The organism is Streptomyces sp. NBC_01268 (assembly GCF_036240795.1).
Classification (GTDB): domain Bacteria; phylum Actinomycetota; class Actinomycetes; order Streptomycetales; family Streptomycetaceae; genus Streptomyces.
The window spans coordinates 7,660,837-7,685,140 of the sequence record NZ_CP108454.1; the positions used below are offsets into that span (position 1 = coordinate 7,660,837).

24 protein-coding genes are annotated in these 24,304 nt (G+C 72.7%); 9 read left to right on the plus strand and 15 right to left on the minus strand.

The genetic code is table 11. The annotated features are described in order from the left end of the window. Window positions 1–32: 32 nt before the first annotated feature. On the minus strand, window positions 33–479 hold the full coding sequence (locus tag OG309_RS34255; protein WP_329426943.1) for a DUF1772 domain-containing protein: 447 nt from the start codon (window positions 477–479) through the stop codon (window positions 33–35). A gap of 91 nt (window positions 480–570) precedes the next feature. Between OG309_RS34255 and OG309_RS34260 the strand changes: the two genes are divergently transcribed. Next, window positions 571–1,149: a TetR/AcrR family transcriptional regulator gene (locus OG309_RS34260; protein ID WP_329426945.1), complete on the plus strand. Its 579-nt coding sequence runs from the start codon at window positions 571–573 to the stop codon at window positions 1,147–1,149. A 35-nt stretch (window positions 1,150–1,184) separates the two neighbouring features. Here the strand turns inward: OG309_RS34260 and OG309_RS34265 are convergent, their stop codons facing one another. Then, window positions 1,185–1,859 (minus strand): class F sortase, encoded by a 675-nt coding sequence (locus OG309_RS34265; protein WP_329426946.1) that lies wholly within the window; start codon window positions 1,857–1,859, stop codon window positions 1,185–1,187. A 97-nt stretch (window positions 1,860–1,956) separates the two neighbouring features. Beyond that, complete coding sequence (locus OG309_RS34270) at window positions 1,957–2,520, minus strand: sortase (RefSeq protein ID WP_329426948.1); 564 nt, start codon at window positions 2,518–2,520, stop codon at window positions 1,957–1,959. A 334-nt stretch (window positions 2,521–2,854) separates the two neighbouring features. Here OG309_RS34270 and OG309_RS34275 point away from each other — a divergent pair, with 334 nt between their 5' ends. Continuing rightward, on the plus strand, window positions 2,855–3,922 hold the full coding sequence (locus tag OG309_RS34275) for a right-handed parallel beta-helix repeat-containing protein (RefSeq protein ID WP_329426950.1): 1,068 nt from the start codon (window positions 2,855–2,857) through the stop codon (window positions 3,920–3,922). A gap of 56 nt (window positions 3,923–3,978) precedes the next feature. Further along, complete coding sequence (locus OG309_RS34280; protein ID WP_329426952.1) at window positions 3,979–5,022, plus strand: methyltransferase; 1,044 nt, start codon at window positions 3,979–3,981, stop codon at window positions 5,020–5,022. 90 nt (window positions 5,023–5,112) lie between these two features. Here OG309_RS34280 and OG309_RS34285 read toward each other — a convergent pair whose 3' ends face one another. The 7 genes from OG309_RS34285 to OG309_RS34315 form a co-directional block, all read right to left on the minus strand. After that, the gene (locus OG309_RS34285; RefSeq protein WP_329426954.1) at window positions 5,113–5,445 is read right to left on the minus strand and encodes a TcmI family type II polyketide cyclase; all 333 of its coding nucleotides are present in this window, start codon (window positions 5,443–5,445) and stop codon (window positions 5,113–5,115) included. A 65-nt stretch (window positions 5,446–5,510) separates the two neighbouring features. Further along, window positions 5,511–5,990: an SRPBCC family protein gene (locus OG309_RS34290; RefSeq protein WP_329426956.1), complete on the minus strand. Its 480-nt coding sequence runs from the start codon at window positions 5,988–5,990 to the stop codon at window positions 5,511–5,513. A gap of 1 nt (window position 5,991) precedes the next feature. Then, window positions 5,992–6,252, minus strand: coding sequence for a phosphopantetheine-binding protein (locus OG309_RS34295; protein WP_329426958.1), 261 nt, complete (start codon window positions 6,250–6,252; stop codon window positions 5,992–5,994). Between the two features lie 26 nt (window positions 6,253–6,278). Further along, window positions 6,279–7,523, minus strand: coding sequence for a ketosynthase chain-length factor (locus OG309_RS34300; RefSeq protein ID WP_329426959.1), 1,245 nt, complete (start codon window positions 7,521–7,523; stop codon window positions 6,279–6,281). Further along, window positions 7,520–8,788, minus strand: coding sequence for a beta-ketoacyl-[acyl-carrier-protein] synthase family protein (locus tag OG309_RS34305; protein WP_329426961.1), 1,269 nt, complete (start codon window positions 8,786–8,788; stop codon window positions 7,520–7,522). Before OG309_RS34305 ends, OG309_RS34300 begins: the two co-directional genes overlap by 4 nt. Beyond that, the gene (locus tag OG309_RS34310; RefSeq protein WP_329426963.1) at window positions 8,785–9,255 is read right to left on the minus strand and encodes a cupin domain-containing protein; all 471 of its coding nucleotides are present in this window, start codon (window positions 9,253–9,255) and stop codon (window positions 8,785–8,787) included. The genes OG309_RS34305 and OG309_RS34310 overlap by 4 nt, the downstream gene beginning before the upstream one ends. A gap of 75 nt (window positions 9,256–9,330) precedes the next feature. Further along, a complete protein-coding gene (locus tag OG309_RS34315; protein ID WP_329426965.1) occupies window positions 9,331–10,455 on the minus strand; it encodes a SchA/CurD-like domain-containing protein in 1,125 nt (374 codons plus the stop codon). 235 nt (window positions 10,456–10,690) lie between these two features. Here OG309_RS34315 and OG309_RS34320 point away from each other — a divergent pair, with 235 nt between their 5' ends. Next, window positions 10,691–12,361 carry an FAD-dependent oxidoreductase gene (locus tag OG309_RS34320; protein ID WP_329426967.1) on the plus strand — a complete coding sequence of 557 codons (1,671 nt, stop codon included), beginning with the start codon at window positions 10,691–10,693 and terminating at the stop codon, window positions 12,359–12,361. 75 nt (window positions 12,362–12,436) lie between these two features. Here OG309_RS34320 and OG309_RS34325 read toward each other — a convergent pair whose 3' ends face one another. Then, window positions 12,437–13,612, minus strand: a complete 1,176-nt coding sequence (locus OG309_RS34325) for an alanine--tRNA ligase-related protein (protein WP_329426968.1) — start codon at window positions 13,610–13,612, stop codon at window positions 12,437–12,439. Window positions 13,613–13,953: 341 nt separating this feature from the next. Between OG309_RS34325 and OG309_RS34330 the strand changes: the two genes are divergently transcribed. Next, window positions 13,954–14,442: a MarR family winged helix-turn-helix transcriptional regulator gene (locus OG309_RS34330; protein WP_329426970.1), complete on the plus strand. Its 489-nt coding sequence runs from the start codon at window positions 13,954–13,956 to the stop codon at window positions 14,440–14,442. A 48-nt stretch (window positions 14,443–14,490) separates the two neighbouring features. Here the strand turns inward: OG309_RS34330 and OG309_RS34335 are convergent, their stop codons facing one another. Continuing rightward, entirely contained in the window at window positions 14,491–15,747 is a 1,257-nt protein-coding gene (locus tag OG309_RS34335; RefSeq protein WP_329426972.1) for an NAD(P)/FAD-dependent oxidoreductase, read from the minus strand. 312 nt (window positions 15,748–16,059) lie between these two features. On the opposite strand from OG309_RS34335, the gene OG309_RS34340 reads away from it, so the two are divergent. After that, on the plus strand, window positions 16,060–18,135 hold the full coding sequence (locus tag OG309_RS34340; protein ID WP_329426973.1) for an MMPL family transporter: 2,076 nt from the start codon (window positions 16,060–16,062) through the stop codon (window positions 18,133–18,135). A 101-nt stretch (window positions 18,136–18,236) separates the two neighbouring features. On the opposite strand, the gene OG309_RS34345 is transcribed toward OG309_RS34340, so the two are convergent. After that, window positions 18,237–19,514: an extracellular solute-binding protein gene (locus OG309_RS34345; RefSeq protein ID WP_329426975.1), complete on the minus strand. Its 1,278-nt coding sequence runs from the start codon at window positions 19,512–19,514 to the stop codon at window positions 18,237–18,239. A 483-nt stretch (window positions 19,515–19,997) separates the two neighbouring features. On the opposite strand from OG309_RS34345, the gene OG309_RS34350 reads away from it, so the two are divergent. The 3 genes from OG309_RS34350 to OG309_RS34360 all read left to right on the plus strand — a co-directional run bounded on the left by OG309_RS34350 (window position 19,998) and on the right by OG309_RS34360 (window position 23,782). Further along, window positions 19,998–21,101, plus strand: a complete 1,104-nt coding sequence (locus OG309_RS34350; protein ID WP_329426977.1) for a PP2C family protein-serine/threonine phosphatase — start codon at window positions 19,998–20,000, stop codon at window positions 21,099–21,101. A 394-nt stretch (window positions 21,102–21,495) separates the two neighbouring features. Next, complete coding sequence (locus OG309_RS34355) at window positions 21,496–22,341, plus strand: SDR family NAD(P)-dependent oxidoreductase (RefSeq protein WP_329426979.1); 846 nt, start codon at window positions 21,496–21,498, stop codon at window positions 22,339–22,341. Window positions 22,342–22,579: 238 nt separating this feature from the next. After that, window positions 22,580–23,782, plus strand: a complete 1,203-nt coding sequence (locus OG309_RS34360) for a PP2C family protein-serine/threonine phosphatase (protein ID WP_402543832.1) — start codon at window positions 22,580–22,582, stop codon at window positions 23,780–23,782. Window positions 23,783–23,838: 56 nt separating this feature from the next. Here OG309_RS34360 and OG309_RS34365 read toward each other — a convergent pair whose 3' ends face one another. Together OG309_RS34365 and OG309_RS34370 are read right to left on the minus strand one after the other, a co-directional pair. Then, the gene (locus OG309_RS34365) at window positions 23,839–23,967 is read right to left on the minus strand and encodes a hypothetical protein (protein WP_329426983.1); all 129 of its coding nucleotides are present in this window, start codon (window positions 23,965–23,967) and stop codon (window positions 23,839–23,841) included. Window positions 23,968–24,020: 53 nt separating this feature from the next. Further along, window positions 24,021–24,215: a hypothetical protein gene (locus OG309_RS34370; RefSeq protein ID WP_329426985.1), complete on the minus strand. Its 195-nt coding sequence runs from the start codon at window positions 24,213–24,215 to the stop codon at window positions 24,021–24,023. Between the last annotated feature and the right edge of the window lie 89 nt (window positions 24,216–24,304).

Consider the following 24,304-nt stretch of genomic DNA (forward strand, 5'->3'; position numbering starts at 1 on the left):
GCAGGTCGACGCCCGGGTCGCCCTTCGCGGGCTCAGGCGAGGGCGGCGACGAGGAAGGTGAAGGCGGCGATGATGACGGCGACGCGGACGTAGTGGAGGCGGTCCCAGCGGTTCGACTGCTCCTTCCAGTCGGCGGGCCGGTTCTCGGGGGTCCAGTTCTTGCCCTGGTCGTTGATCGGGACGAGGAGCAGGACCGACATGATCACGCTCACGATCAGCAGCGCGCCGGCGGTGACGACGAGGCCGGCTCCGGGGCGGTGCCATCCGGCGACGGCCCAGACGGCGGAGAGGACGAGCGAGGTGATGTACCAGACCGGCATCGCGGCGCCGAGCATCCGGCCCCCGTGGGCGCGGCCGAGGAGGCCGCTGTCCTCGGGGAGTGCCTTGAGGATCGGGTTCATGACGAAGGCGACGGAGAACTCCACCCCCACCATCAGGCCGACGATCACGGTGGTGAAGACCTCGAGTGCGGTGAACATGATGACCCCTCCAAGGATCTAGCAGCGCTAGGTGATGTGGCAACGCTAGTACTGCTGCCGCTCGCTTGTCTAGCGGTGCTAGGATCGAATCATGTCGGTACAGGAACGCAAGCAGCGCGAACGGGCGGACCGCGAACGCCTCATCGTGGCGACCGCCCGCGAACTCGCCGAGCAGCAGGGCTGGGACGCGGTCACCACCCGTCGGCTCGCCGAGCGCATCGAATACAGCCAGCCCGTCCTCTACAGCCATTTCCGCGGCAAGCGCGAGATCATCGGCGCCGTCGCCCTCGAAGGCGCCGCCGACATGGCCGCGGCGCTGCGGGCGGCGACCTCCGCCGCGGACGGCCCTCGCGCCCGCGTCACGGCCCTCGCCCGCGCGTACCTCGGCTTCGCCGAGCGCAACCCGGCGGTCTACGACGCGATGTTCCAGCTCGACGGCGGCCTGGCGTTCGCCCAGGAGGACACGCCGGAGCAGCTGAAGGACGCCTTCGCCGCTTTGCTGGAGAGCCTCGGCGAGGTGGCGGGGGAGGGCGTCGACCCGGGCTTGTTCACGGAGGTGTTCTGGGCGGCCCTGCACGGGCTGGCCACCCTGACCCGGGCACGACGCCTGCCGCCGGAGGACACCGAGCGCAGGGTGGAGCTGGTGGTGGACCGGCTCGCCGTGTTCTGAGCCGGCGGGCGGGGGAGCCGGATCCTCCCGAGGGGCTACCTCACCGCGCTCAGCGTCGCGTAGACGACGGTGTTGGCCCGGTAGCCGGTCTTCTCGGACCAGGTGCCGCCGCAGGTGATCAGGCGCAGTTCGGGGCGGGTGGAGCCGCCGTAGACCTTCTCGTCGGGGAAGGCGTCCTTCGCGTGGACCTCCACCGCGTCGACCCTGAACAGAGCCGTCCGGCCGTCCTGGCGGTCGACCGCGATCTCGGCCCCCTTCTCCAGGGCGCCGAGCTCGTGGAAGACGGCCGGTCCATGAGGGGTGTCCACGTGCCCTGCCACGACGGCCGTCCCCCGCGAGCCCGGGGCGGTCCCGTCGGCGTACCAGCCGGCCAGGGCGGGAGCCGACGCCGGTGGCGGCTGCAGGGTGCCCTCGGCGTCCAGCTCCAGGCGCGCCAGGAAGGCGTCGACCTTGATGGCCGGGATCCGGATCCGCACCGGGGCCGACGCGGGCAGCGGACCGGGGCCGGGGCCTTTCGCGGCGGTCCCGGGATCCGTCCGTGCCCCGGGCCGCAGGCCGGCCTGGGCGGCCGTGGGCTGCGGCGGGTCGTCGTGCCGCAGCGCACCGGCCACCAGCAGCGATCCGAACAGCGCGACCCAGGCGAGCGTCCTGAACGAAGGGGCGCGCCGCGGCGGCTCGCCGGGGGACTCGGGCCTGGAGCCTTGCCTCATGGTGCTGGTGCCTTTGCTCGGTGCCGGGCGCCCGACGGCCCCCGGCCACCTCGCGGGGTGCCGGGGGCCGGGGCTGCGGGCCGGGTCGGACGTACCGTCAGGCCGAGGTCCCCGCTCGCGCGGAACGCCGGCGCATGCGGAGCACACCGCCCGCCACGGCTCCGCCCAGCAGCAGTGCGCCCAGGGCGAGCTGGGTGGTGTCGACGCTGCTCTCGTCGGCACCGGCCGCCCAGCCGAAGCCCGCCGCGACGGCGCCGTGCGGACGGCCGGAGATCTGGTACGTGACGGTCTGCTTGATCCGCGGCGGGCACTTGAGGGTCACCGTGTCCGTGCCCGAGGCGGCGTCCTCGGGCACCTGGAACGTGCCCACCAGGACGCCCTTCCGGTCACCCGGCAGGAGGTGGAACTTGCCCCCCACCTCCGACTCGCCCTTGCCGTAGGTCTCCTTGCCGCAGGCGCTCGTGCTGACGGTGACGGTGGAACCGGGAAAGGCCTTGTGAGGGCTGAGCCGGACCGTGCCGGCGGCATCCACGGTGGTGGCCGGGCCCGCGGCGCCGGAGTCCCCGTCGGAGCTCCCGTCGACGGCGAGGGCGGAGGGGGCGGACAGGATGAGGGCGCCGACGATCAGGGCGACCGGCAGACCGCTACGTGCGAGACGCATGTATCTCTCTTTCTGCTTCCACGGAGCTTTCTCGGCCGGCCTGTGCGCGGCGCCTGTGCTGTGCTCCGTGCACGAGCGAAACGCCCCCCTGTGACCACCGCAACGCGAGAAGCGCGACCCGGTGTCCTCCGTCAGGGTGGCCCTCGGCCCCGTCCGCTTCCGTCGCCGCAGGTCACGAGGGGTCGAGCGGGGCGAAAGAAAGGATCTTGCCCGAGTGGCGAACGGCCTAGCCTCCGACCGGCCGGCACGGCGCCCGGGGACCTTCCGGGGGACATGCGGCTCACCCGGGGGATCAGCGGTGGCAGACCGGAACTCCCCCTCATAGCTTCGCCATATGACCAAGCGACAGATCGCAGGCCTCGCCTGCGCCGTGGCCCTCGCGGGCTCCGGACTGGGCGCCGCCGTCCCCGCGGCCGCCGGAAGTCCCACCGTGCACCGGGTGAAGCCAGGCGAGTCCATCCAGAAGGCCGTGGACGCCGCCGAGCCGGGGGACGTCGTCGTCCTCTCGCCCGGCACCTACCGCGAGAGCGTCCGCCTCACCACACCGAACCTGACCCTGCGGGGCTCGACCGTCTTCCCCACCGTCCTCGCGCCCGGCGAGGCCGCCGCCGGCGACACCTGTGCCAAGGCCGGCCACGGCATCTGCGTGACCGGCACGGACGGCGCGCCCGTCAAGGGCGTCACCGTGCGCTCGCTGACGCTCCGGGGCTTCGCCAAGAACGGCCTGTGGGCGTCGCGGACCGACCGCCTGAAGGTCGACCGGGTGACGGCCGAGAAGAACGGCAACTGGGGCATCGCCCTGGAGCGGTCCGTCCGCAGCGTGCTGACCCACAACGTCGCACGGGACAACGCGGACGCCGGACTGTTCGTCTCCAACACCGTCGACACGGAGGCCGGGGCCGTCGACACCGAGGGGACCCGGATCAGCCGCAACCGCCTCTCCGGCAACCGCGTCGGCATCACGGTGCGGCGTCTGCGGAACCTGACCGTCGACCACAACGAGGCGACCGGCAACTGCGCCGCGGTCTTCGTGGTGGGCGACGAGTCCACCCCGCGCGCCGGGGCGATGAGCCTGCGCCGCAACCACATCCACGCCAACAACAAGCTCTGCCCCAAGACCCCCCGGCTGCCCTTCCTGCAGGGCTCCGGAATCGTCCTCACCGGCGCCGAGGAGACGCTGGTGGCGGAGAACCGGGTCGAGGACAACGTGGGCGCCTCACCGCTGTCCGGCGGCATCGTGCTGTTCAAGAGCTTCGTGGGCGCCCGCAACGAACGCAACGACATCCGCGACAACGTCGTGCTGCGCAACGGCTCGGCCGACCTGGCCGACCGGGACACCGGCCAGGGCAACACCTTCCGCGGCAACACCTGCGGGGTCTCGGAGCCCGCGGGCATGTGCTGACCGGCCGGTCCCTACCCCCCACCCACGGCACCACCACCGCACAGACAAGGCGACAGATGACGACTGTTGAACCGGCTCCTGCCCATCCGGCGACCCCGCCGCCCATGCGGCTGCGGGAGCTCGTCTTCGGGGCGGCCTGCGCCGCCGCCGTACGCGCGGCCGCCCGCCTGGGCGTGGCGGACGCCCTGGGAGACACCCCCATGACCGTGGAGGACCTGGCGGCGGCGGTGAAGACCCAGCCGCGGACCCTGCGGCGGCTGCTGCGCGCACTGTCCTGCCAGGGCGTGTTCACCGAACACGCCGACGGGACCTTCGCGCACACCGAGATGTCCCGGCTGCTGCGCGAGGACGATCCGCAGAGCCTGCGGTACATCGCGCTCTGGTGCACCGAGCCGTGGACGTGGGACGTCTGGCCGAAGCTGGACGAGGCGGTGCGCTCCGGCCGCAACGTCTTCGAGGACGTGTACGAGAGGGAGTTCTTCGCGTACCTCAACGAGGACGCGCCCGAGTCCGCGTACGTCTTCAACCGGGCCATGACGACGTCCAGCCGGCAGTCGGCCCAGGACGTCGCCGACCTGCTCGATCTGCACGGCGTGTCGTCGGTCGTGGACATCGGCGGCGGTCAGGGGCACGTCCTGGCGAGCCTGCTGGAGAAGCACCCCGGCCTGCACGGCGCCCTGCTCGATCTGCCGAGGGTGGTGGAGAACGCCGATCCGCGGCTGCGGGCCGGCGGCGAGCTGGCCTCCCGGGTCCGCATCGTGCCCGGGGACTGCCGCGAGGACATCCCGGTCCAGGCCGACCTCTACATCATCAAGAACATCCTGGAGTGGGACGACGACAGCACCCGCAGGGCGCTGGCCAACGTCCGCAAGGCGGCGCTGCCCGGCGCCCGTGTCGTCGTGATCGAGAACCTGGTGGACGACACTCCGTCGATGAGGTTCACGACGGCCATGGACCTGCTGCTGCTCCTCAACGTCGGCGGTGCGAAGCACACCCGGCAGAGCATGGTCGACCGGCTCACCGACGCCGGGCTGGCCATCGGCGAGATCCGTCCGGTCAACGCGTACCTCCACGCCTTCGAGTGCACCGTGCCCGCCTGACGGGGGCGCAACCCGAGGCCGCCCGCTCCGCGTCTGTCGCGGGGCGGGCGGCCTCGGGTCTCCGCGCCGTGCGTGCGCACGGGAAGGAGCTCAGGAACGGGCGTCCCGCTCCCAGCGGTAGAAGCAGTGCGCCATGGCGTCCTTGGGACTGCGCCAGGTCGTCGGGTCGTACGCGCTGACGTACGCCGACAGCTTCTCGCTGGTGTCCCGGAACTCCGGGTGCCCCGTCAGCTTCGCGATGGCGGGCGCCGGGTCCCGCTCGGACTCGATCAGGTGCAGATAGACGTCCCCGAACTGGAAGAGGCTGCGCCGGGTGACGCCGACCAGGTGGGGGAGTTCGCCGCGGTCGGAGGCGGCGAACACGTCGGCGATCGCCGGCGCCGAACCGGGTGCCATGCGGGCGACGATCAGGGCGTGGTGCATCGGGCGTCCTTCCTGGGTGTGCGGGTGTGGAGGCGTGCGGTGGGGGGCCGGACGGTGCGTGGGCCTCAGCCGGGCAGGACCGGAGCACCCCGGCGGTCGCGGGCGACCTGCTCGATGCGGTCCCGGATGAGCGCCATCTGGGTGCGGGAGTTGCGGTTGATGTTGTCCGTCATCCAGGTGTCGTCGACCGGGGCGTCGGGCTTCATCGCGAAGTCCTGCACCCAGCGCATGCGGACGCCGGCCGGCGTCTGTGCGTACTCCCACCGGATGTCCATGTGCGCGAAGGGTCCGGTCTCGACGCGGCGGGCACGGACCGTCCGCCCGGGCCGGTCGACGGTGCGCTCCGACACCCAGCTCCAGACCTTCCCCGCCTCGTCCGGGTGCATGGTCAGCCGGAAGGTGGTGGAGTCGCCCTCGCGGGAGAGCACCTCCAGGGAGGCGTACTCGCTGAAGAGGTCCGGCCAGTTCTCGATGTCGTTGGTGATGTCCCAGACGAGGTCGAGGGGAGCGTCGATGGTGATGCTGTTGTCGGTGTGCCCGGCCACGTCAGACTCCCGTCTGCAGCGTCTTGTTGACGAGGCCGACGAACTCGCCCGGCGTCTTGCTGCGCTCCGCGTCGGTGGGCAGGGAGACGCCGTACCGGTTCTCCAGCTCGCCGACGATGCCGAGCAGGCCGAGCGAGTCGAGGCCGAGGGTGCTGAAGGGCGCGTCGGGCGCCTTCTCGAGCTCCCGGGGGTCGGCGGTGACTCCGGCTGCCTCCTTCATCAGGACGGCGAGTTCGTCGAAGGTCAGTGCGGTGGTGATCATGTGTGTGCTTCTCCTTCGTGCCCGGTCTACCGGGCGGATGCGTCGCCGCGGCGCACGACCAGCGCCGCGTTGGATCCCATGAGTCCCCTGCTGAGGACGAGGGCCGTGCGCAGCTCGGCGGGGCGAGCGCGGGACATCACCAGATCGAGGTCGTGGCTGATGTCGAACACGTTGGGGGTGGGGGGGACCAGACCCTGTTCCATCGCGAAGACGGCGGCCGCGATGTCGAGGACGGGTGCCCCGCAGTAGGCCCGGCCGATCCCGGTCTTGGGCGCGGTGACCGGCACGCGGGTGGCGTGGGCCCCGAGGACGTCGGCGATCGCGAGCGCCTCGGCGCGGTCCGCCTCCGGAACGCCCAGGGCGTCGGCGAAGACGACGTCGATCTCCTCCGGGGCGCACGCGGCCTCGGCGAGGGCGTCACGGACGGCGCGGGCGAGCCCCTCGCGGGACTCCTCCCAGCGGGAGGCGCCGGTGAACGTGGCGCCGTGACCGGCCACGACCGCCCGGAGGGCCGCTCCCCGGTCACGGGCGCGGGTCTCGTCCTCGACGACCAGCATGGCGCCGCCCTCCGCCGGGACGAAGCCGCAGGCTCCGGTGGTGAAGGGGCGGTAGGCGCGGTCCGGCTCCTCCACGGTGCTGAGCTCGGGGTATCCGAGCTGGCAGACCATCGAGTACGGGGCGAGGGGGGCCTCGGCGGCGCCGACGATCACCGCGCCCGTGCCGCGCCGCACGGCGCGGGCCGCATGGGCGACGGAGTCCAGACCGCCCGCCTCGTCGCTGGCGACCACGCCGCACGGCCCCTTGAAGCCGCTCCGGATGGAGATCTGGCCGGTGCTCGCCGCGTAGAACCAGGCGATGGACTGGTAGGGGCCGACGAACTTGGACCCCTGCCCCCACAGCTTCTGCAGCTCGCGCTGACCGAACTCGCCGCCGCCGGACCCGGCGGCGGTGACCACCCCGATGTCGAAGGGCTCCGCCGGGTCGTCGCCGAGGCCGGCGTCGTCGAGGGCCATCGAGGCCGCGGCCATGGCGTAGTGGCTGAACCGGTCGGTCTGGACGACGAAGCGCTCCTCGATGAGGGAGGAGGCCTCGAAGCCCCGCACCTCGCCCGCGACCTTCAGGGGCAGGTGCTCGCACCCTTCGCGGGTGATCCGGTCCAGAGCCCCGACGCCCTCGCGTACCGCCTTCCAGTACGCCTCGGCGCTCAGGCCGTTGGGGGCGATCACACCGATGCCGGTGACGACCGCGCGCCGTGGTCGGTGACTGCTCATCGTGACCTCCCTCCCGGCCCGGTCAGGAGGACCGCGGACTGGAATCCGCCGAATCCGCTGCCCACGGAGAGCACGTTCCTCAGCTTCCGCGAGCGGGCGGTGCGCGGCACGTAGTCCAGGTCGCACTCGGGGTCGGGCGTCTCGTAGTTCGCCGTGGGCGGTACCACCTGGTGCTTCAGCGCCAGGACGCAGGCGACCACCTCTATCGCGCCGATCGCGCCGAGTGAGTGCCCCACCATCGACTTGATCGAACTCATGGGGGTGTCGTAGGCGTGGGCGCCGAGGGAACGCTTCACGGCGGCGGTCTCGTGCCGGTCGTTCTGCCGGGTGCCCGAGCCGTGCGCGTTGACGTAGTCGATCAGCGTGGGATCGAGCCGGGCCTGGTCGAGCGAGGAGTCGATCGCCCGGGCCATCTCCAGCCCCTCACCGGTCAGACCGGTCATGTGGTACGCGTTGCCGAAGGTGGCGTAGCCGCCGATCTCGCAGTAGATGTGCGCACCGCGGGCCCTGGCGTGTTCGTACTCCTCCAGGACGAGGACCGCCGCGCCCTCGCCCATGACGAACCCGTTGCGGCGGTCGTCGAAGGGCCGGGAGGCGTGCTCGGGGTCGTCGTTGTCGGGCGACGTCGCCTTGATGGCGTCGAAGCAGGCCATGGTGATCGGGGATATCGGCGAGTCCGACGCGCCGGCGATGCAGACGTCCGCCCGGCCTTCCTGGAGGGTGTGGAAGGCGTAACCGACGGCGTCGAGGCCGGAGGTGCACCCGGTGGAGACGGTCTGCACCGGGCCCCGGGCGCCGAACTGCTCGGCCACGACCGAGGCGAGCGTGCTCGGCGAGAACGCCATGTGCAGCTTCGGATCGGCCGCGCGGTGGTCCACGTCCCACCGCTGCCCGCCCGCGCTGACCAGGACGTAGTCGTGTTCGAGCCGGGTGGTGCCGCCGACGGCGCTGCCCAGGGAGACGGCGACGCGCCAGGGGTCTTCCGTGTCGGTGTCGAGCCCGGAGTCCTGCACGGCTTCCCCGGCGGCGACCATGGCGAACTGGATGTACCGGTCGGCGTGTCGGCTCACCTCCGGGTCCAGGCCGTGGGCCGTCGGGTCGAAGTCGCACTCGGCGGCTATGCGGGAGCGCAGGCCGGCCGGGTCGAACAGGGTGATGCCGCGGGTCGAGGTGCGGCCGGCGGCGAGGAGGTCCCAGAACGCCTTCGCCCCGGTGCCGCCCGGAGCGACCACACCGATGCCGGTGACGGCCACGCGCCGGGTCACTCGATGGCCCCGCTTCGCTCGGACACCTGGACCGGGTCGTGCACGGTCAGGTGCGGCCCCGTCGCGGCGAGCTCGCCGTCCTCGGCGACCTCGGTGTCGACGTGGCCGAGGCTCGGTCGCGGGGCGAGCGGGCCCAGGTGGAAGACCATGCGGGCCTCCACGTCACCGACGTTGCGGAACCGGTGCCGCATGTCGATGGGGATCAGGAGGCCGTGGTCGGGCTGGAGCGCGAACGTCTCGCCGTCCAGGTCGACCTCGAGTGAGCCCGAGACGACGTACACGAACTCCTCGGAGTACGGGTGGTAGTGCTCACCGATGCGCTCGCCGGGTGCGACGATCGCCAGGCCCATGAAGCCGCTGGTGGAGCCCACGGTGGCCGGCGTGAGCATGGCCCGCAGGTCACCCCCGCGCCTGCGGTTGGGTTCCGTCTCGCTCAGGGACACGATGCGAGGACGCTGCTTGAGCATGGTTGTTACCTCCGGTGTGGAAGTGGCGTGCGGAGGGGCGACGGCCGCGGCCCTTGCCGCGGCCGTCGCCGCACGTCAGGAAACCGCCGAGCTGCGGTCGGTGACGGGCAGCATGTCGGCGTGCGACAGGAGGCGGTTGATGTTGCGCTCCGTCTCCAGGGAGCCCTCGACGCCGATCGCGGCACCGTCGAGGAGTCGTTCCAGCTCAGCGGCGATTCCGGGGCCCTTGAGGCCCAGCGAGGCGACGGGGTCGGCGTCGAGCTCGCCGGTGAGGTCGACGAGGCGCACCACGATGTCGTCACGCTGGAAGACGGTGCTGCCGTACACCGGGCTCTTCGGGTCGTCCGCGGCCGCCGCGTCCTGATGGGCGAGCAGCCGGGCCAGCTCCATCCCGAGGCCTTCCTTGGCCGGGTAGTACAGCGCGTGGCGCCGCACGTCGTCCGGTGCCGGACGGCCGGACACCACGTGGTGCACGGCCGGGAGCGCGGCCCGGGTGAAGAAGACCCGCGCCGACTCGGGGTCGGTCAGGTCCCGGTCCTGCTCCAGGTACGGGTTGATGGCCTCCTCGACCGCGCGCACCTCGGGCTGGCGGGCGACGTGGCGCAGGGCCGCGAGGAGGTCGCCCTCCACTTCCACGGCCCGCACGACACGGTTGCCGTGCATGAACAGCGAGGTGCGGCGCAGGCGGGTGTTCTCGTCGACCTGGGCCTCGGGCGACTCGTACCCGGCCAGCAGCTCCGCGACCTTCGACTCGGAGCCCGGCTTGACGGTGAAGGTCAGGGCGTGGCGGGCCGCTCCGTCGCCGACGCGGGCGGCCACCTGTCGGCGGGCCGCCGCCGACTCGGGCGCGAGCGGCTGACGGGGGCCGGTCTCCCTGAGGATGCTGTAGCGCATCGACCGGGTGTCCCGGACGCAGCTGTGCATCGGCTTGACGGTTTCCACGTGCTCTTCGCTGTTCACCCAGGCGAGGAACGGCGGAGCACTCTCCCACTCGCTGGTGATGAGCCACTGCGAGGGGTTCTCGATCGACTGGCAGAGCTGGTCACTGATGTGACCGGGTACGGACGCGACCTGCTTGCACATGAGCTCGTACGCGTCGAGGAACTGCTGCTGGGCGCCTTCGTACAGATCGAGCAGCAGGATCACCCGCAGCCTCGAGCCGTCGAACGCCGATTGCGAAATACGTCCCGAGATGGACATCCAGCGCACCACTTTCTCTTCCGCGAGGAGGGCCGGGAAGGACCGCCGGGCCCCGGAGGCCCGCGGTCGTCATGTGCCGATCGTTGGCGCAGGGCGCGATCCGCGCGAGCCCCACGGGGCACCTGAGTGAACCGCTCGTTCATTCAGGTGCCCCGGACACGCGATCCGGCCCGTAGCGGGCATGCATCTGCAGTCCACCCCTGGCTTGCGTCGAAGACGACGCTGGAGGCGATCAATGAACCGAATGGAAAAGGCCGGCGACGTCGGTCACCACACGCCCGTCCTCATCGTCGGCGGCTCGCTGGTAGGCCTTGCCACCTCGCTGTTCCTGGGGCGTCTCGGCGTGCCGCACACGCTCGTCGAACGGCACCGGGGCACCTCGTTCCACCCCCGAGGGCGCGGCAACAACGTGCGCACGATGGAGCTGTTCCGCGGCGCCGGTGTCGAGCGGCGCATCCACGAGGCCGCGGACGTCCTGGCGCGGAACAACGGCATCCTGCAGACGCCGAGCCTGGTGGGCGATGTCGGCGAGTGGCTGTTCAAGCAGATCGACCCCGGCGGCGGGGTCGCGCGGTTCAGCCCCGCCGGATGGTGCCTCTGCAGCCAGAACGACCTCGAACCGGTGCTCCTCGACAGCGCTCGCGAGCTCGGCGGAGACCTCCGGTACTCCACCGAGCTGATGTCGTTCGAACAGGACGCCGAGGGAGTGACCGCCCAGGTCAAGAGCCGTGACACGGGTGAGCACCAGACGATTCGCGCCGACTACCTCGTCGCGGCGGACGGCCCGCGCAGCCCCATCCGCGAACGGCTCGGCATCGGGCACAACGGCCCGGGCGACCTGTTCCACAACGTGAGCATCACCTTCGAGTCCCGAAGGCTCGCGGACGTCGTCGGCGACCGGCGCTTCGTCGTCTGCTACCTGACGAACCCGGAGGCCGACGGGGCGCTGCTGCCGGTCGACAACCGGGAGCGCTGGGTGTTCCACGCGCCCTGGCATCCCGAGAACGGCGAGTCGGAGGAGGCGTTCACCGACGAGCGGTGCCGGGAGCACATCCGACGGGCCGTGGGAGTGCCGGACCTCGACGTGGAGATCACGGGCAGAGCGCCCTGGCACGCGGCGGAGAGGGTCGCCGAACGGTACGCGGACGGCCGGGTGTTCCTCGCCGGTGACGCGGCCCACGAGATGTCGCCCACCGGGGCGTTCGGCTCCAACACCGGCATCCAGGACGCGCACAACCTGGCCTGGAAGCTGGCCGCCGTCCTGGGCGGATGGGCCGGCCCCGGCCTGCTGGAGACCTACGACGCGGAGCGCAGGCCCGTCGCCGAGGCGACGAGCTCCCGCGCCTCGGCCCGTTCGGTCGAGCACAGCCACCCCGGCTACGCCCCCTCTCCGGAAGCCGCCGGCGCCGGTGCCGGTCCCGGGGGAAGGAAGGGCGGGATCCTCAACGTGGCGCTGGGCTACCGCTACCCGCAGGGCGCCGTCCAGGGCGCGGACCAGGAGGTCCCGGTCGTCCCGGACGGCCTGCGGTTGACGGGCGAGCCCGGCAGCCGGGCGCCCCACATGTGGCTCCGCCGCGCCGGCGAGCGGGTCTCCACCCTCGACCTGTACGAGCGGTCGATGGTGCTCCTGAGCGCCGCGGACGGCTCCGGCGGGTGGCACACCGCGGCGCAGCAGGTCGCGGAGCGGCTCGCCGTACCGGTCGACGCGTACCGCGTCGGTGCCGGACCCGGCGCGGAGCTGTCCCCGGAGGGCGAGACGGACTGGGCGGAACTCCACGGCGTGAGCGCGGACGGTGCGGTCCTCGTGCGCCCTGACGGGTTCGTCGCCTGGCGGTCCGAAGGGGCGGTCGCGGACCCCGGAGAGGCACTGCGGCAGGTCCTCACGGTGATCCTCGACCGCGACTGACCGCATCCCGGCACCTCCGTGACGGCTGCCCGGGGCGCCCCTGACCTCAGGGGCGCCCCGACGCGTCCGGGGACGTCACCCTTCCTGCTCCTGCCGCAGGCTCATGACGAGCTCCCGCGGCAGTCCGTGGGTGTCGTGGAGGTAGTGCAAGTCGCCCTCGCCGAGCGGCCCTTGGAAGCGGGTGCGGTTCAGGACCTGCCGGCCGCGATCGAGGAGCCGTCCGAACCGCCGCTGCTCGTCGAGCAGCACGCCCCGGATCTCGCCGACGTCCATCCGCTGCCGGAAGTGGTCGAGGGTGTGCTCGACCAGCTCGACCGGCAGCTCCTCCAGGCTCCGGGACGGATCGCCCCGCCACAGCACGGTGAGCACCCTGCGCAGCAGGCGGCGCGGCACGTAGCCCCGCCCGGTGTTGCTCGGGTGCACGCCGTCGCCGAGGATCACCACGGCCGAGCGCAGATGGTCGTAGACCAGGCGCAGCGAGGACTCCTCCAGCGGCCACATCGGGGGCACGAGCCGGCGCCAGGGGTCGAAGACGTCGCCCTCGTACACGGACGACCGGCCCTGCAGCAGCGAGGCCAGCCGCTCCAGACCGAGCCCCGTGTCGACGTTGCGCTGCGGCAGCGGCACGAGGGAGCCGTCGTCGAGGCGGCGGTGACGCATCATCACGTGGTTCCACACCTCGACCCAGCGGTCGTCCTGGGTGGGTGTGGACCGCGGCGGGGTGTCGCCGCTCCACAGGAAGATCTCCGAGTCGGGGCCGCACGGCCCGGTCGGCCCGTTGGACCACCAGTTGTCCTCCACGGTGAGCTCCACCGGGACGCCCCGGCTCTGCCAGAACTCCAGGGAGGCGGTGTCCGGGCCGGTCCGGTCGTCGCCCCCGTGGACCGTGGCGTGCAGCAGCCCCGGATCGATGCCGAGCCCCTCGGTGAGCAGCCCGTACCCCCAGTCGAGGCTCTGCGGGCCCTCGTAGTCGCCGAGGGACCACGTGCCGAGCATCTCGAAGACGGTCAGATGCGTGGCGTCGCCGACCTCCTCCAGATCCGTCGTGCGCAGGCAGCGCTGTACGTTGACCAGCCGCCCGCCCAGCGGATGCGGACGCCCCTCCAGGTACGGGGTGAGCGGATGCATCCCCGAGGTGGTGAACAGCACGGGGTCACCGGGCGGCGGCAGGAGCGTCGAGCCGGTGACGCGACGATGGCTGCGCTCCTCGAAGTACTCGACGAACGTGCGGACGATGTGTTCGGTCTTCATGGGATGACTCCTTCGCGTCACTGCAAGGGAGGCACCGGAGAACGGGGCCGGCTCGGGCGTGGGGGCCGGGGCTGGGACGCCACGAGAGAACACCGGCGGACCGTTTCCGGTCGCCGGTGGGAGAAGAGAAGGTCAGGCGGCGGCAACCGGCGAGCTGGTCGCTCGTGCGGTCGCGGTGGTGTTTCGGCCGATGACGTTCATGCGGTCGATCATAACGTGGGGCGTTGCCGCGCACGCGGATTTCCGTGGGGGAACGGGCGGCGGGGGAGACCGTACGTGCTCCAGGGCGGCGGTGGGCGGCTGGTTCCGTGTTCCCCGGGGTGTCCGCATAGGCTTGTCGCGTGGGTGACGCGCAGACGGAGACGATCGTGACGGACGAGGGCAACACGGCCGACCTGCAGCGGTTCGCGGTCGCCCTGCGGCGGACGATCGGCGAGATGAACCGCCTGGTCCACGGCTTCGCCCTGAACGAGGGTCTGCATCCCACCGACGTCCACGCGCTGGCGTTCGTGCTCGACCACCCGGACACGGCCACCCCCGGACTCCTCAGGGAGCACCTGGGTCTCACGTCCGGCGCGGTGACCGCGTGCCTCGACCGCCTGGAGAAGGCCGGACACATCCGGCGCAGCCGGGCCGCGGACGACCGCAGGGTGGTGCGCATCCACTACGCCCCGGGAGCGCGAGCCTCGGCGAGGGCCCACTTCCTGCCGCTCGCCCAGGCCGCGGGCCGTGCGCGCGAGCGGTTCAGCGGCGACGAACTCGCCGTCGTCCTGCGGTATCTGGACGCCCTGAACGAGGAGCTCGGCGCGTTGCGCGCCCCGCGCCGCTGAGCCACGGCCACGCCGCCGGGGTGCTCTTCCGTCCGGATGCCGTGCCGCTCAGGCCGCACCCGAGCGGAGGTCGTCCAGGACCGTGCGGGCCGCCCGCGCTCCGGACGCCAGCGCGCCCTGGAGGGAGGCGGTCGCCCGGTGGTCCCCGCAGGTGTACCGGCCGGGCGCCCAGCGCGCGGTGCGGGCCAGCGGCGTCGGGCCCGGCATGGCCGGCAGGGCGTCGGCGACCGTGACGTGGTGGACCAGCTCCCAGCCGCTCGTGTCGACGCCGTACACGTCGCCCAGGTCGCGCTGGACGGCGGCCGCGTCGGCCGCGCCGGCGGAGCCGAGCACCGACGTGGACACCAGCGCCCGGCCGTCGGTGGAGAACCCGGGCTGGACGGCGGTCAGGACGCAGGTGTTGAGGAACCTGCGCCGGGAGTCGACGACGAGGACGGGTTCCTCCAGCGGAGGCCGGGCGGCCGCGTGGTACAGCGTCGTCACCGTCCGGCCGTCCGGTACGCGCAGCCCCGGGAGCAGCTCCGCCGCGGCCCGTTGGCCGGTCGCGACGACGACCGTCCGTGAGGGCACCTCGCGGCCGTCCGCGAGGGTCACGCCCCCGGGCGTCACGGCGGAGACGGGGGTGGCCGTGCGCAGCACGCGCGGCGGCAGTCGCGACGCGAGCTGGGCGGGTACCGCGCCGATCCCCCCGGCGGGCAGGCAGAGGGTGCCGCGCAGCATGCTCCGCCACACCAGGTGGAAGAAGCGCGCCGAGGTCTCCAGGCGGTCCTCCAGGAAGACGCCGGAGAGGAACGGGCGGAAGAACGTCTCCACCAGTCGCGGTGACACGCCCGCCGCCGCCAGGGCGTCGCGGGTCGTGCCGTCGGCGCCGTGGCGCAGCACGGACGCCGGTGCCAGGGCGTCCCGGGCCGACAGCGCGGAGAGGGCGAGCAGGTCGCGTCCGGACGCGAGCCGCCCGGGGAGCATGTCCCGGATCCGCCTCGGACGCCGGCTCGGGTCCGTGAACCGGCGCAACCCGTCCTCCGTGTGCACGAGCACCCCGGGGGTGAACGGCCGCAGCCGCAGTGCCTTGAGCTCCATGCGGCGCTTCACCTGGGGGTACGCGGTGTTGAAGACCTGGAAGCCGCGGTCCACGGTGAAGCCGGCCACCCGGTCGGTGCGCATCCGCCCGCCGACCTCGTCGCCGGCTTCCACGAGCAGCACCCGCAGCCCCGCCGCGCACAGGTCGCCGGCGCAGGCGAGCCCGGCGGCGCCCGCTCCGACGACCACCACGTCGTAGGGTCCGCTGTCCTTCGTCCTCGCCATCCCGTCCTCCTTCGGTCCGGACTCCCGGTCCCGGTGCCCGCCGTCCCGCATCCGTCCGTGCCGGGTGTTCCGTCGCGCCACCCCGTACTCCTTCGCCCCGGAGGCGGTCGACGGATGCGGCGGGCGCCACGGCCAACCGGCGGATTCCGCTCCGGCCGCATCCACGACGCACCGATGTACGGAACAGGGGGTGTCGCGCGGGCCCGGTCCGCCCTGCGGGCAGGGCGGCTCCACGGACCCCCTCGGGCGCCGTGGTTCAATATCTCTCGATTATTGAGATAGTCGACCATCAAGAGATTGTGGGGCCGCTCCATGTCCACACCCGCGCGCTGGGCGAGCAGGCTGCTGCCCCTGCTGGTGCTCGTCGTCTGGCTCGCCGTCGGAGGCGGGCTCGGCCCCTACGCGGGCAAGCTGGGGGAGGTGGCCACCAACGACCAGGCCGCCTTCCTGCCCCGGAGCGCCGAGTCCACGCAGGTCCTGCGGGCCCAGGAGGCGTTCCGCCAGGAGGAGACCCTTCCCGCCCTGGTCCTGTGGACCGCCGAGGACGGCGGCACCGTCGACCCGTCCGCGCGGGCCGCCGCCACCCGGGCACTGGCCTCCCTCAAGGGCGCCGAGGGCGTCGTCGGCGCACCCTCCCCGGCCTTCCCGTCCGAGGACGGCGAAGCGCTGCGCGGCGTCGTCCAGCTACGGCCCGACCTCGGCGACGGACTGCCCACCGTGCTGGAGGAGATCGACGCGGCGGCGTCCGCCGTGCCGGGCACCCGAGCGTGGCTGGGCGGCCCCGCCGCGACCCGGGCCGACCTCGGCGACGCGTTCGCGGGCATCGACGGCCTCCTGCTGGTCGTCGCACTCGTCGCCGTCCTGACGATCCTGCTCCTGGTCTACCGGAGCGTCCTGCTCCCGGTGCTCATCATCGTCGGCGCCGTGTTCGCCCTGGGACTCGCCTGCGCCGTCGTCTACGTCCTGGCCGACCACGGCATCGTCCGGGTCGACGGCCAGGTACAGGGCATCCTGTCCATCCTGGTCATCGGCGCCGCCACCGACTACGCCCTGCTCCTCGCCGCCCGCTACCGCGAGGAACTGGGCGCCCGTGACGGTGATCGCGTACCCGCCATGCGGGCCGCCCTCAAGCAGTCCTTCGGCCCGATCGTGGCCAGCGCCGCCACGGTCGCGCTCGGCCTGCTGGCCCTGCTCTTCAGCGACCTCACCAACAACCGCGCCCTCGGCCCCGTCGGCGCCATCGGCATCGCCTGCGCCGTCCTGAGCGCGGTGACCTTCCTGCCCGCCGCCCTCGTCCTGCTCGGCCGCGCCGCGTACTGGCCGGCCCGCCCCAGGGCCACGGCGGACGGCGAGGCGGCCCACCCCGCCTGGCGCAAGGTCGCGGCGCTCGTCGACCGCGCACCCCGCAAGGTCTGGGCGGCGTCCCTCGCGGCACTCCTCGCCTGCGCCGCCTTCTCCATCACCCTCGACTCCAAGGGGGTGCCGCTCGACGAGATCTTCGTCAACGACGCGCCGTCCGTCACCGCTCAGGAGCGCCTGAGCCGGCACTTCCCCGGCGGCGCCGGCAACCCCGCCGTCGTCATCGCCGACGCGGACGCCGCGCAAGAGGTGCGCACGGCGGCCGAAGGCGTCGACGGCGTCGCCTCCGCCACCCTCTTCGCCGTCCCCGGCACGTCGCGGCCGCTCGTCGCCGACGGGCGCGTCCGGGTCGACGTGACCCTCGCCGACGCGGCGGACTCCGACGCCGCCAAGAAGACCGTCGCCGCGCTGCGCACCACCCTGCACGCGGTCCCCGGCGCCGACGCCCTCGTCGGCGGCACGACGGCCCAGCAGTACGACACCCAGGTCACGGCCGAACGGGACAGGAAGCTCATCGTCCCCGTCGTGCTGGCGATCATCCTGGTGATCCTGGTCGGACTGCTGCGCTCGCTGCTGCTGCCCGTGCTCCTGGTGGCCACCGTCGCGCTCAACTTCCTGGCGACGCTGGGCGTCTCGGCCCTCGTCTTCGGGCACGTCTTCGGGTTCACCGGCACCGACTCGGCCGTCCCGCTGTACGGCTTCGTCTTCCTGGTCGCCCTCGGCGTCGACTACAACATCTTCCTCATGTCGCGGGTGCGCGAGGAGACGGAGCTGCACGGCACCCGCGAGGGCCTGCGCCGGGGTCTGGTCGCCACCGGCGGGGTCATCACCTCGGCCGGTGTCGTCCTCGCCGCGACCTTCGCGGCGCTGGGCGTGATCCCGCTGGCGTTCCTCGTCCAGATCGCCTTCATCGTCGCCTTCGGCGTCCTGCTCGACACCCTCGTCGTCCGGTCGCTCCTCGTGCCGGCCCTCGTCCGGGACATCGGCCCCGCGGTCTGGTGGCCGGGCGCACTGCGCCACCGGCCCTGACCCACAGAGGGCCGGGCCGTACGGGCGGGGGCGTGCGGCGGTCCCCGCCCGGCACCGGCGACGGGAGGGAACCGTCTCCGGGGCCTGGGGCCCGGAGACCGTTACCCCTGTTGCGCCGCGTCCCGGACCTGCTCGGCGATGTCCTCCAGCACGGCCTTCGGGTCGGCGGACGGGGCGACGGCCTTGCCGATGTTCCGCTTGATGGTGTCGCTGGCCCGCAACCAGGAGGGGTCGTCGACCGGGTAGAGGCGGGCCGTGCGCAGCGCGGTCAGGAACTGCTCGGCCCCGGGATCCGTCGCGGCGTCCCGGGAGGCCTGGGTGGCGGACACCGTCGAGGGCAGCAGGTGGTAGCGACCGGCGAACGCGGTGAGGTTCTCGTCCTCGTAGACGAAGTCCAGGAAGGAGCCCACGAGTTCGCGGTTGCCGTCGTGCTTGAACGCCATCATCCAGTCGGCGACCCCCACCGACGGTGGAGTCTCCCGGCCGCTCAGCGCGTCCGACACCGGCATGGTCAGCGTGCCGACCCTCATGCCCTTCGCCCGCGCCTCGTGGAGGAGGGAGGGGTAGCCGTTGACCATGCCGACGTCGCCGCGCAGGAAGGCGTCGAAGGCGTCCTGCCGGTCGAGCCGGGCGGGCGGTACCGGGCCGGTGAGCTTCGGCGTGACCAGGTTGTCCCTGATCCAGCGGAACGTCTGCGTGTTCTGCGCGGACGCGATGCTGTAGCTGCCGCTGTTGTCGGTGTATCCGCCGCCGTTGCTCAGTTCCCAGATCAGCGCTTCGGCGTGCGCCTCCTCGGGGCCGAGCGGCAGGGCGTACGGGTAGAGCACGCCCTCCTCCTTCAGCGCCTCGGCCGACTCCTTCAGCTCCGACCAGGTCCGGGGCGGTTCCGTTCCGGCCTTCTCGAACAACTCCTTGTTGTAGAAGAGCAGTCGGCTGCTGGCCACGAAAGGCAGGCCGTAGAGGGTGTAGTCGACCGAGCCGGCCTCCCGGAGCGGAGGAAGGAAGTTCGCCTCCGACCTGACCGACAGCACCTCGTCGGCGGAGTACAGGCGGTCCTGCGCGGCGAAGTCGGAGTACGCGCCCATCAGGGCCACGTCCGGGGCGTCGTTCTCCTTCACCATGCGCGTGACCTCGCGGTCGATGTCGGCCCACGGGTAGAGCGTCACCTCGACCGTCTTCCCGGGGTGGGCGGCGGCGAAGGCGGCGGTCAGCTTGTCCCAGTACACCTTGGAGCTCGTCGCCGGCCTGTCGCCGTACTCGGGGACCACCAGGCGCAGCGTCGTCCCTTCGCTCCCGGACGAGCCGCAGGCGGTGAGGAGGGAGCCCAGGAGTCCGCATGCGGCCAGGGAGGCGGCGATGCCGGAGATTCTTGGTCGCACGGATATTTCCTCTGGATCTTTTTGGACAGTGCGTCCGGAATCCTCTCCCGGTCCCGGGGTGTATTTCGCCCCCTACTGGCGGGTTGTAGTGAGAGATCCAAGCGGGTCCATTCCGAATGGTGCTTTCCGATATACCCGACGTCCTCTGTGGGCCACGCCCTTTCGCGACGTCGCGCGTGCCGCGGGTGCCGTGCCGAGTGGTTGCCCGCACCCGGTACGGGGGCGCCCCGCGCCATTCGAGCGGGAAGGCGATCCGACGCAGTGCCTCGTCGGGGGTCACGGCAGCGGGTTCCACCGGTGGCGTCGACGAGCTCACCGGTGATGCGCGTCCATGTGGTCCGGCCGCCCGGATTGTCGACGCGTAGCCGGTCCCGGCGAGAAGAGCCGTGCGGACGACCCGGCTCGCCCCGCACGGCCGGTCGGCGATCAGGGGGCCCGGGGCCGTGGAGTGCGCGGCGCACCCCGGCATAGGAGCCTGGTGGTGTGGTGAACCGGAGGAAGGCGGCGGACAGAGCGCATCGGCGGGGCTGGCTGCGCGGGGCCCCGCCGCCCCGCTGGGTGCGGGTCCTGCCCGTACTGCTGCTCCTGGGGGTCGGGGTGGCCTCCCTCACCGACTCCGTTCCGGTGGACATCGGTTTCCTGCTCGGCGCGGTGCCTCCGCTGGCCGTCCTGGCCTACGGGCCGTTGGCCACGGCCCTTCTCGGCGCCGCGACGATCGGCCTGCTGACCCTTCCCGTCTTCCATCTGAACCGGCCCGGCAACACCGACCTCTTCACGCTCGGCTTCGTCGCCATGCTGAGCGTCTTCGTCTCCTTCGTCCGCGGGCGCCGGGACGAGCAGCTCGACCTGGAACGCACCGTCGCCGAGACGGCCCAGCGGGCCATCGTCCCGGACGTACGGCGGCGGGTCGGGCCCGTGCGCTGCGCGAGCCTGTACCGCGCCGCCGAGCGCGGCACGCTGGTGGGCGGCGACTTCTTCGACGTCCGGCCCGGCCCCCACGGGGTGCGGGCGGTCCTCGGCGACGTACAGGGGCACGGCCTGTCCGCCGTCGCGACGGTCGCCTCCGTCCTGGGGGCGTTCCGCGAGGCCGTGCTGGACGACGTGGACGCGGAGGCGGTCGCGGCACGGCTGGACCGCAGGCTCGTGGTCGACTCCGCGGGCGAGGAGCACGCGGAACTCTTCGCCACGGCCGTCCTCCTGGACTTCGCGCCGAGCGGGCGGGAGGTCCGTGTCCTGGCCTGCGGCCACCCGGCGCCGGTCCTGTTGCGCGGCGGATCCGTGAGCACCCTGGAACTCGACCCCGGACCGCCGCTGGGGCTGGGCCTCGCCGACGCCTTGCCCGGAACCGCCGCCACGGTGTCGCTGCTGCCGGGGGACCGGCTGCTCCTGGCGTCGGACGGCGTCCTGGAGACGCGCGACGCCTCCGGTGCCTTCTACCCCTTCGTCGAGCGTCTGGCCCGCATGACCGCTGTCGGCCTGGACCGGCTGCCCGACGAGATCTGGGCCGACCTGAGCCGCTTCGCCCCCAGGATCCAGGACGACGTCACCCTCCTGGTCCTCACCCTGGACCCCACAGGGCCGGGCTGACGGGACAGGGCCCCGGCGCGCCGGGCCGCGTCCACGGGCGGTTGCGCGGGCGCCGGCCCCGGCCGCGTGCCTGAGGTCGCGCAGCCACGCCTCCAGGCCCTCGCGCGGGAGCCGGGGCACGACGGGGACGTCCGCCTCCACCTCGGCGCCGCTGTGGGTCTCCTCGGCCCGCACCAGGACCCCGCCCCCACCCCGTTCGACGCCCACCTGGAGACCCACCGGAAGGGGGCCGGAGACCACCCGGCCCTGGCCGGCGCGCTCCACCGGTTCCTGGTGAGGCGACCGCGGCCCGCGGGGCGTTCGCCATGCCCTGCTCGGCGGACCCGGTTAGCGTCCACGACAGGCGGGGAACTCCCCGCTGACCGTCCTGAGCCTTCTTCAAGGGGAGAACCGGATGACCTCCAAGAAGACCGTCCTGATCACCGGCACCTCCTCCGGCATCGGCCTGGCCGCGGCCGTCGCCGCTGCCCAGGCCGGCTGGACCACCGTCGCCACCATGCGCGACACCGGCAAGGCCGAGGCCCTGCTCGAGGCCGCCGCCGCGTCCGGGGTCGCCGACCTCGTCCAGGTCAAGCGCCTGGACGTGGTCGACCCGGAGAGAGTCGCCGCCTGCGTGGACGAGGTGGTCTCCGAGCACCGCCGCCTCGACGCGCTGGTCAACAACGCCGGCGCCGCCCACATCGGCACCATCGAAACGGGCGGCCTCGAAGCGGTCCGCGCCGCGATGGAGGTCAACTTCTTCGGCGTGGTGGCCACCACCCGCGCCGCCCTGCCGCACCTGCGCGCCGCTCGGGGCCGGGTCGTCACGGTCACGAGCGTGGGCGGTGTCGTCGGGCAGCCCTTCAACGAGGCCTACTGCGCGGCAAAGTTCGCCGTCGAGGGCTTCATGGAGTCCCTGGCGCCCGTCGCCGCCACCGTCGGCGTCGATGTCGCCGTCGTCGAACCGGGCGCGGTGGCCAGCGAGTTCGTTGCCAACCTCGGCCTGGACGTCCCCGCCCTGCTGGCCGCGGCCGGCCCGTACGCCCCGGCCCTCCAGGCGTACATCGCGCGCACCCAGAAGTCCTTCGGCAACGCCCAGACCCCCGCCGAGGCCGCCGCCCCGATCATCGAGGCCCTGAGCGGCGACCGCCCGGCCTTCCGGATCCAGACCTCCGCATGGGCCCGTGACTTCGTCGCTGCCAAGCTCGCCGACCTCGACGGCTCGGCCGTCCAGACCCTCACCCACGACTGGGTGCGCTGAACCGACCGCCCGCAAGGCCCGGCGAGGCAGTGGCCGCCTGACCTGCTCGACTCGTCGGGTGCCGCCGGGTCCGGCCTGGGACAATGGAGTGCGGGAGGCGATCGGACGCCCTCGCGCCCGAGGTCCCGCCGTCCGGCTCACCCGGGAGGACGTCCCCGTCGCACCGGCGCCCATCGTGTGGAGCGGAAGGACTGACGCGAAGCCCGTGGAACCGAGCATTGACCACAAGGCGTTGTTCATGGCCACGCCCAGTCCGTATCTGGTGCTGGATCCGGGCCTGGTGATCGTCGACGTCAACGAGGCGTACCTGGAGGCCACCGGCCGGAGCCGACAGGACCTGGTCGGCCAGTACCTGTTCGACGCGTTCCCGGACAATCCGGCGGATGCGCACGCGGACGGGGTGCGGAACCTGCACGACTCGCTGCGACGCGTCCTGCGGTCGAGGGAGCCGGACACGATGGCGGTGCAGAAGTACGACATCCCCCTCCCGTCCCGGAACGGGATGTTCGAGGAGCGGTGGTGGTCGCCCATCAACACCCCCGTCCTCGGCCCGGACGGGCAGGTGGCGTGGATCATCCACCGGGTGGAGGACGTGACCGAGTTCGTCCGCTCGCGCCCGTCCGACCCGGCAGGAGGACCCCGGGGCCGACGGGACGTGATGGAGGCCGAGCTGTACGCGCGGGCGCGGGAGCTGCAGCGCCTGAACGAGGAGCTGCGGCAGGCGCACGCCCGGGAACGCCGGGTCGCCGTGACCCTGCAGGAAGCCATGCTGCACTCGCCCGACCTGGACCGGCACGAGGACATCGCGGTCCGCTACGTGCCGGCCGTCGGGTCGCTGAACGTGTGCGGCGACTGGTACGACGTCGTCGACCTGCCCGACGGTTGCTTCGCCGTCGCCGTCGGTGACGTCGTGGGCCACGGCCTCGAAGCCGCCGCCGTCATGGGCATGCTCCGCAGCGCACTGAGCGCCGCCGTCAGGGCCCTGCACGAACCGGCCAGGTCGCTGGAGCTGCTCGACCTGTACTCCCGGGCCGTCGAAGGGGCGCTGGCCACCACCGCCGTCCAGGCCGTCGTCGACACCCACCACCAGCGGATCACCTACAGCAGCGCCGGTCACCCGCCACCCGTACTGCTCCACCCCGACGGCACCTACGAGCTGCTGGACCAGGCCACCGACCCTCCCCTCGGCGCGCGCCCCGACCACGTCCCGCGGCCGCAGGCCGGGGTGCCCTACCACCCGGGTGGCTACCTGGTGCTGTACTCGGACGGCCTCATCGAACGCCGCGACCAGGACATCGACGTCGGGCTGCGGCAGCTCGCCGACGCCCTCGCCCGCCATGCCCGCATGAGCCCCGATCGCCTCGCGGACGCCGTCCTGGCCCGCCTCGGCGTCGCCGGCGGCGCACGCGACGACATCGCCCTGATCGCCGTCCGCCTCTGACGGCGCGCCGAGGCGGACGGCGCTCACCCGCACGCGCCGGAGCCCCGCACACGGCTTCAGGGCAGGGTCCAGAACTGCCGCGTCACGAGGTAGAGGACGATCACCCAGAAGCCGAGCGTCGCCGCGACGATGCCGCGGCCGACGAGGCCGGTCCGCGCCTCCAACGCGACCGTGAGCGTGATCATCGGGCCGGCGGGGAGCGACGTGCAGATGCTCCCGCCGACGGTGCAGGTGGCACCTATTCGAGGCCGGCGTCGCTCGGGACGAGCGGGTCCCAGGGCAGCGACGTCAGGTCGACCAGGCGCCGCAGGCCGGGCTGTTCCGTGGAGAACAGCCAGGTGACGCCCGCGAGCCAGGCGTCCCCGTCGTGCCAGTCGGAACCCGGCCGGTCGGCCGGGTGTCGGACGACCTCGGCGACGGTGTTGAGGTCCATGGGCATCGAGCTCCCTCACGAAGGATCGTGAACTGCTCAGGGGCGGACCGGCCCGGCGCGGAGCTTCCCTTTCACGGTACCCACAACGG

Bases quoted from the DNA above. Each gene is read 5' to 3' on its own strand.
- OG309_RS34300 (WP_329426959.1), bottom strand. From the start codon at position 7,523: ATGAGCAGTCACCGACCACGGCGCGCGGTCGTCACCGGCATCGGTGTG.
- OG309_RS34280 (WP_329426952.1), top strand. From the start codon at position 3,979: ATGACGACTGTTGAACCGGCTCCTGCCCATCCGGCGACCCCGCCGCCC.
- OG309_RS34315 (WP_329426965.1), bottom strand. From the start codon at position 10,455: ATGTCCATCTCGGGACGTATTTCGCAATCGGCGTTCGACGGCTCGAGG.
- OG309_RS34340 (WP_329426973.1), top strand. From the start codon at position 16,060: ATGTCCACACCCGCGCGCTGGGCGAGCAGGCTGCTGCCCCTGCTGGTG.
- OG309_RS34355 (WP_329426979.1), top strand. From the start codon at position 21,496: ATGACCTCCAAGAAGACCGTCCTGATCACCGGCACCTCCTCCGGCATC.
- OG309_RS34325 (WP_329426968.1), bottom strand. From the start codon at position 13,612: ATGAAGACCGAACACATCGTCCGCACGTTCGTCGAGTACTTCGAGGAG.
- OG309_RS34360 (WP_402543832.1), top strand. From the start codon at position 22,580: ATGGCCACGCCCAGTCCGTATCTGGTGCTGGATCCGGGCCTGGTGATC.
- OG309_RS34255 (WP_329426943.1), bottom strand. From the start codon at position 479: ATGTTCACCGCACTCGAGGTCTTCACCACCGTGATCGTCGGCCTGATG.
- OG309_RS34260 (WP_329426945.1), top strand. From the start codon at position 571: ATGTCGGTACAGGAACGCAAGCAGCGCGAACGGGCGGACCGCGAACGC.
- OG309_RS34295 (WP_329426958.1), bottom strand. From the start codon at position 6,252: ATGATCACCACCGCACTGACCTTCGACGAACTCGCCGTCCTGATGAAG.
- OG309_RS34320 (WP_329426967.1), top strand. From the start codon at position 10,691: ATGAACCGAATGGAAAAGGCCGGCGACGTCGGTCACCACACGCCCGTC.
- OG309_RS34265 (WP_329426946.1), bottom strand. From the start codon at position 1,859: ATGAGGCAAGGCTCCAGGCCCGAGTCCCCCGGCGAGCCGCCGCGGCGC.
- OG309_RS34365 (WP_329426983.1), bottom strand. From the start codon at position 23,967: ATGATCACGCTCACGGTCGCGTTGGAGGCGCGGACCGGCCTCGTCGGC.
- OG309_RS34275 (WP_329426950.1), top strand. From the start codon at position 2,855: ATGACCAAGCGACAGATCGCAGGCCTCGCCTGCGCCGTGGCCCTCGCG.
- OG309_RS34270 (WP_329426948.1), bottom strand. From the start codon at position 2,520: ATGCGTCTCGCACGTAGCGGTCTGCCGGTCGCCCTGATCGTCGGCGCC.
- OG309_RS34310 (WP_329426963.1), bottom strand. From the start codon at position 9,255: ATGCTCAAGCAGCGTCCTCGCATCGTGTCCCTGAGCGAGACGGAACCC.
- OG309_RS34370 (WP_329426985.1), bottom strand. From the start codon at position 24,215: ATGGACCTCAACACCGTCGCCGAGGTCGTCCGACACCCGGCCGACCGG.
- OG309_RS34285 (WP_329426954.1), bottom strand. From the start codon at position 5,445: ATGCACCACGCCCTGATCGTCGCCCGCATGGCACCCGGTTCGGCGCCG.
- OG309_RS34335 (WP_329426972.1), bottom strand. From the start codon at position 15,747: ATGGCGAGGACGAAGGACAGCGGACCCTACGACGTGGTGGTCGTCGGA.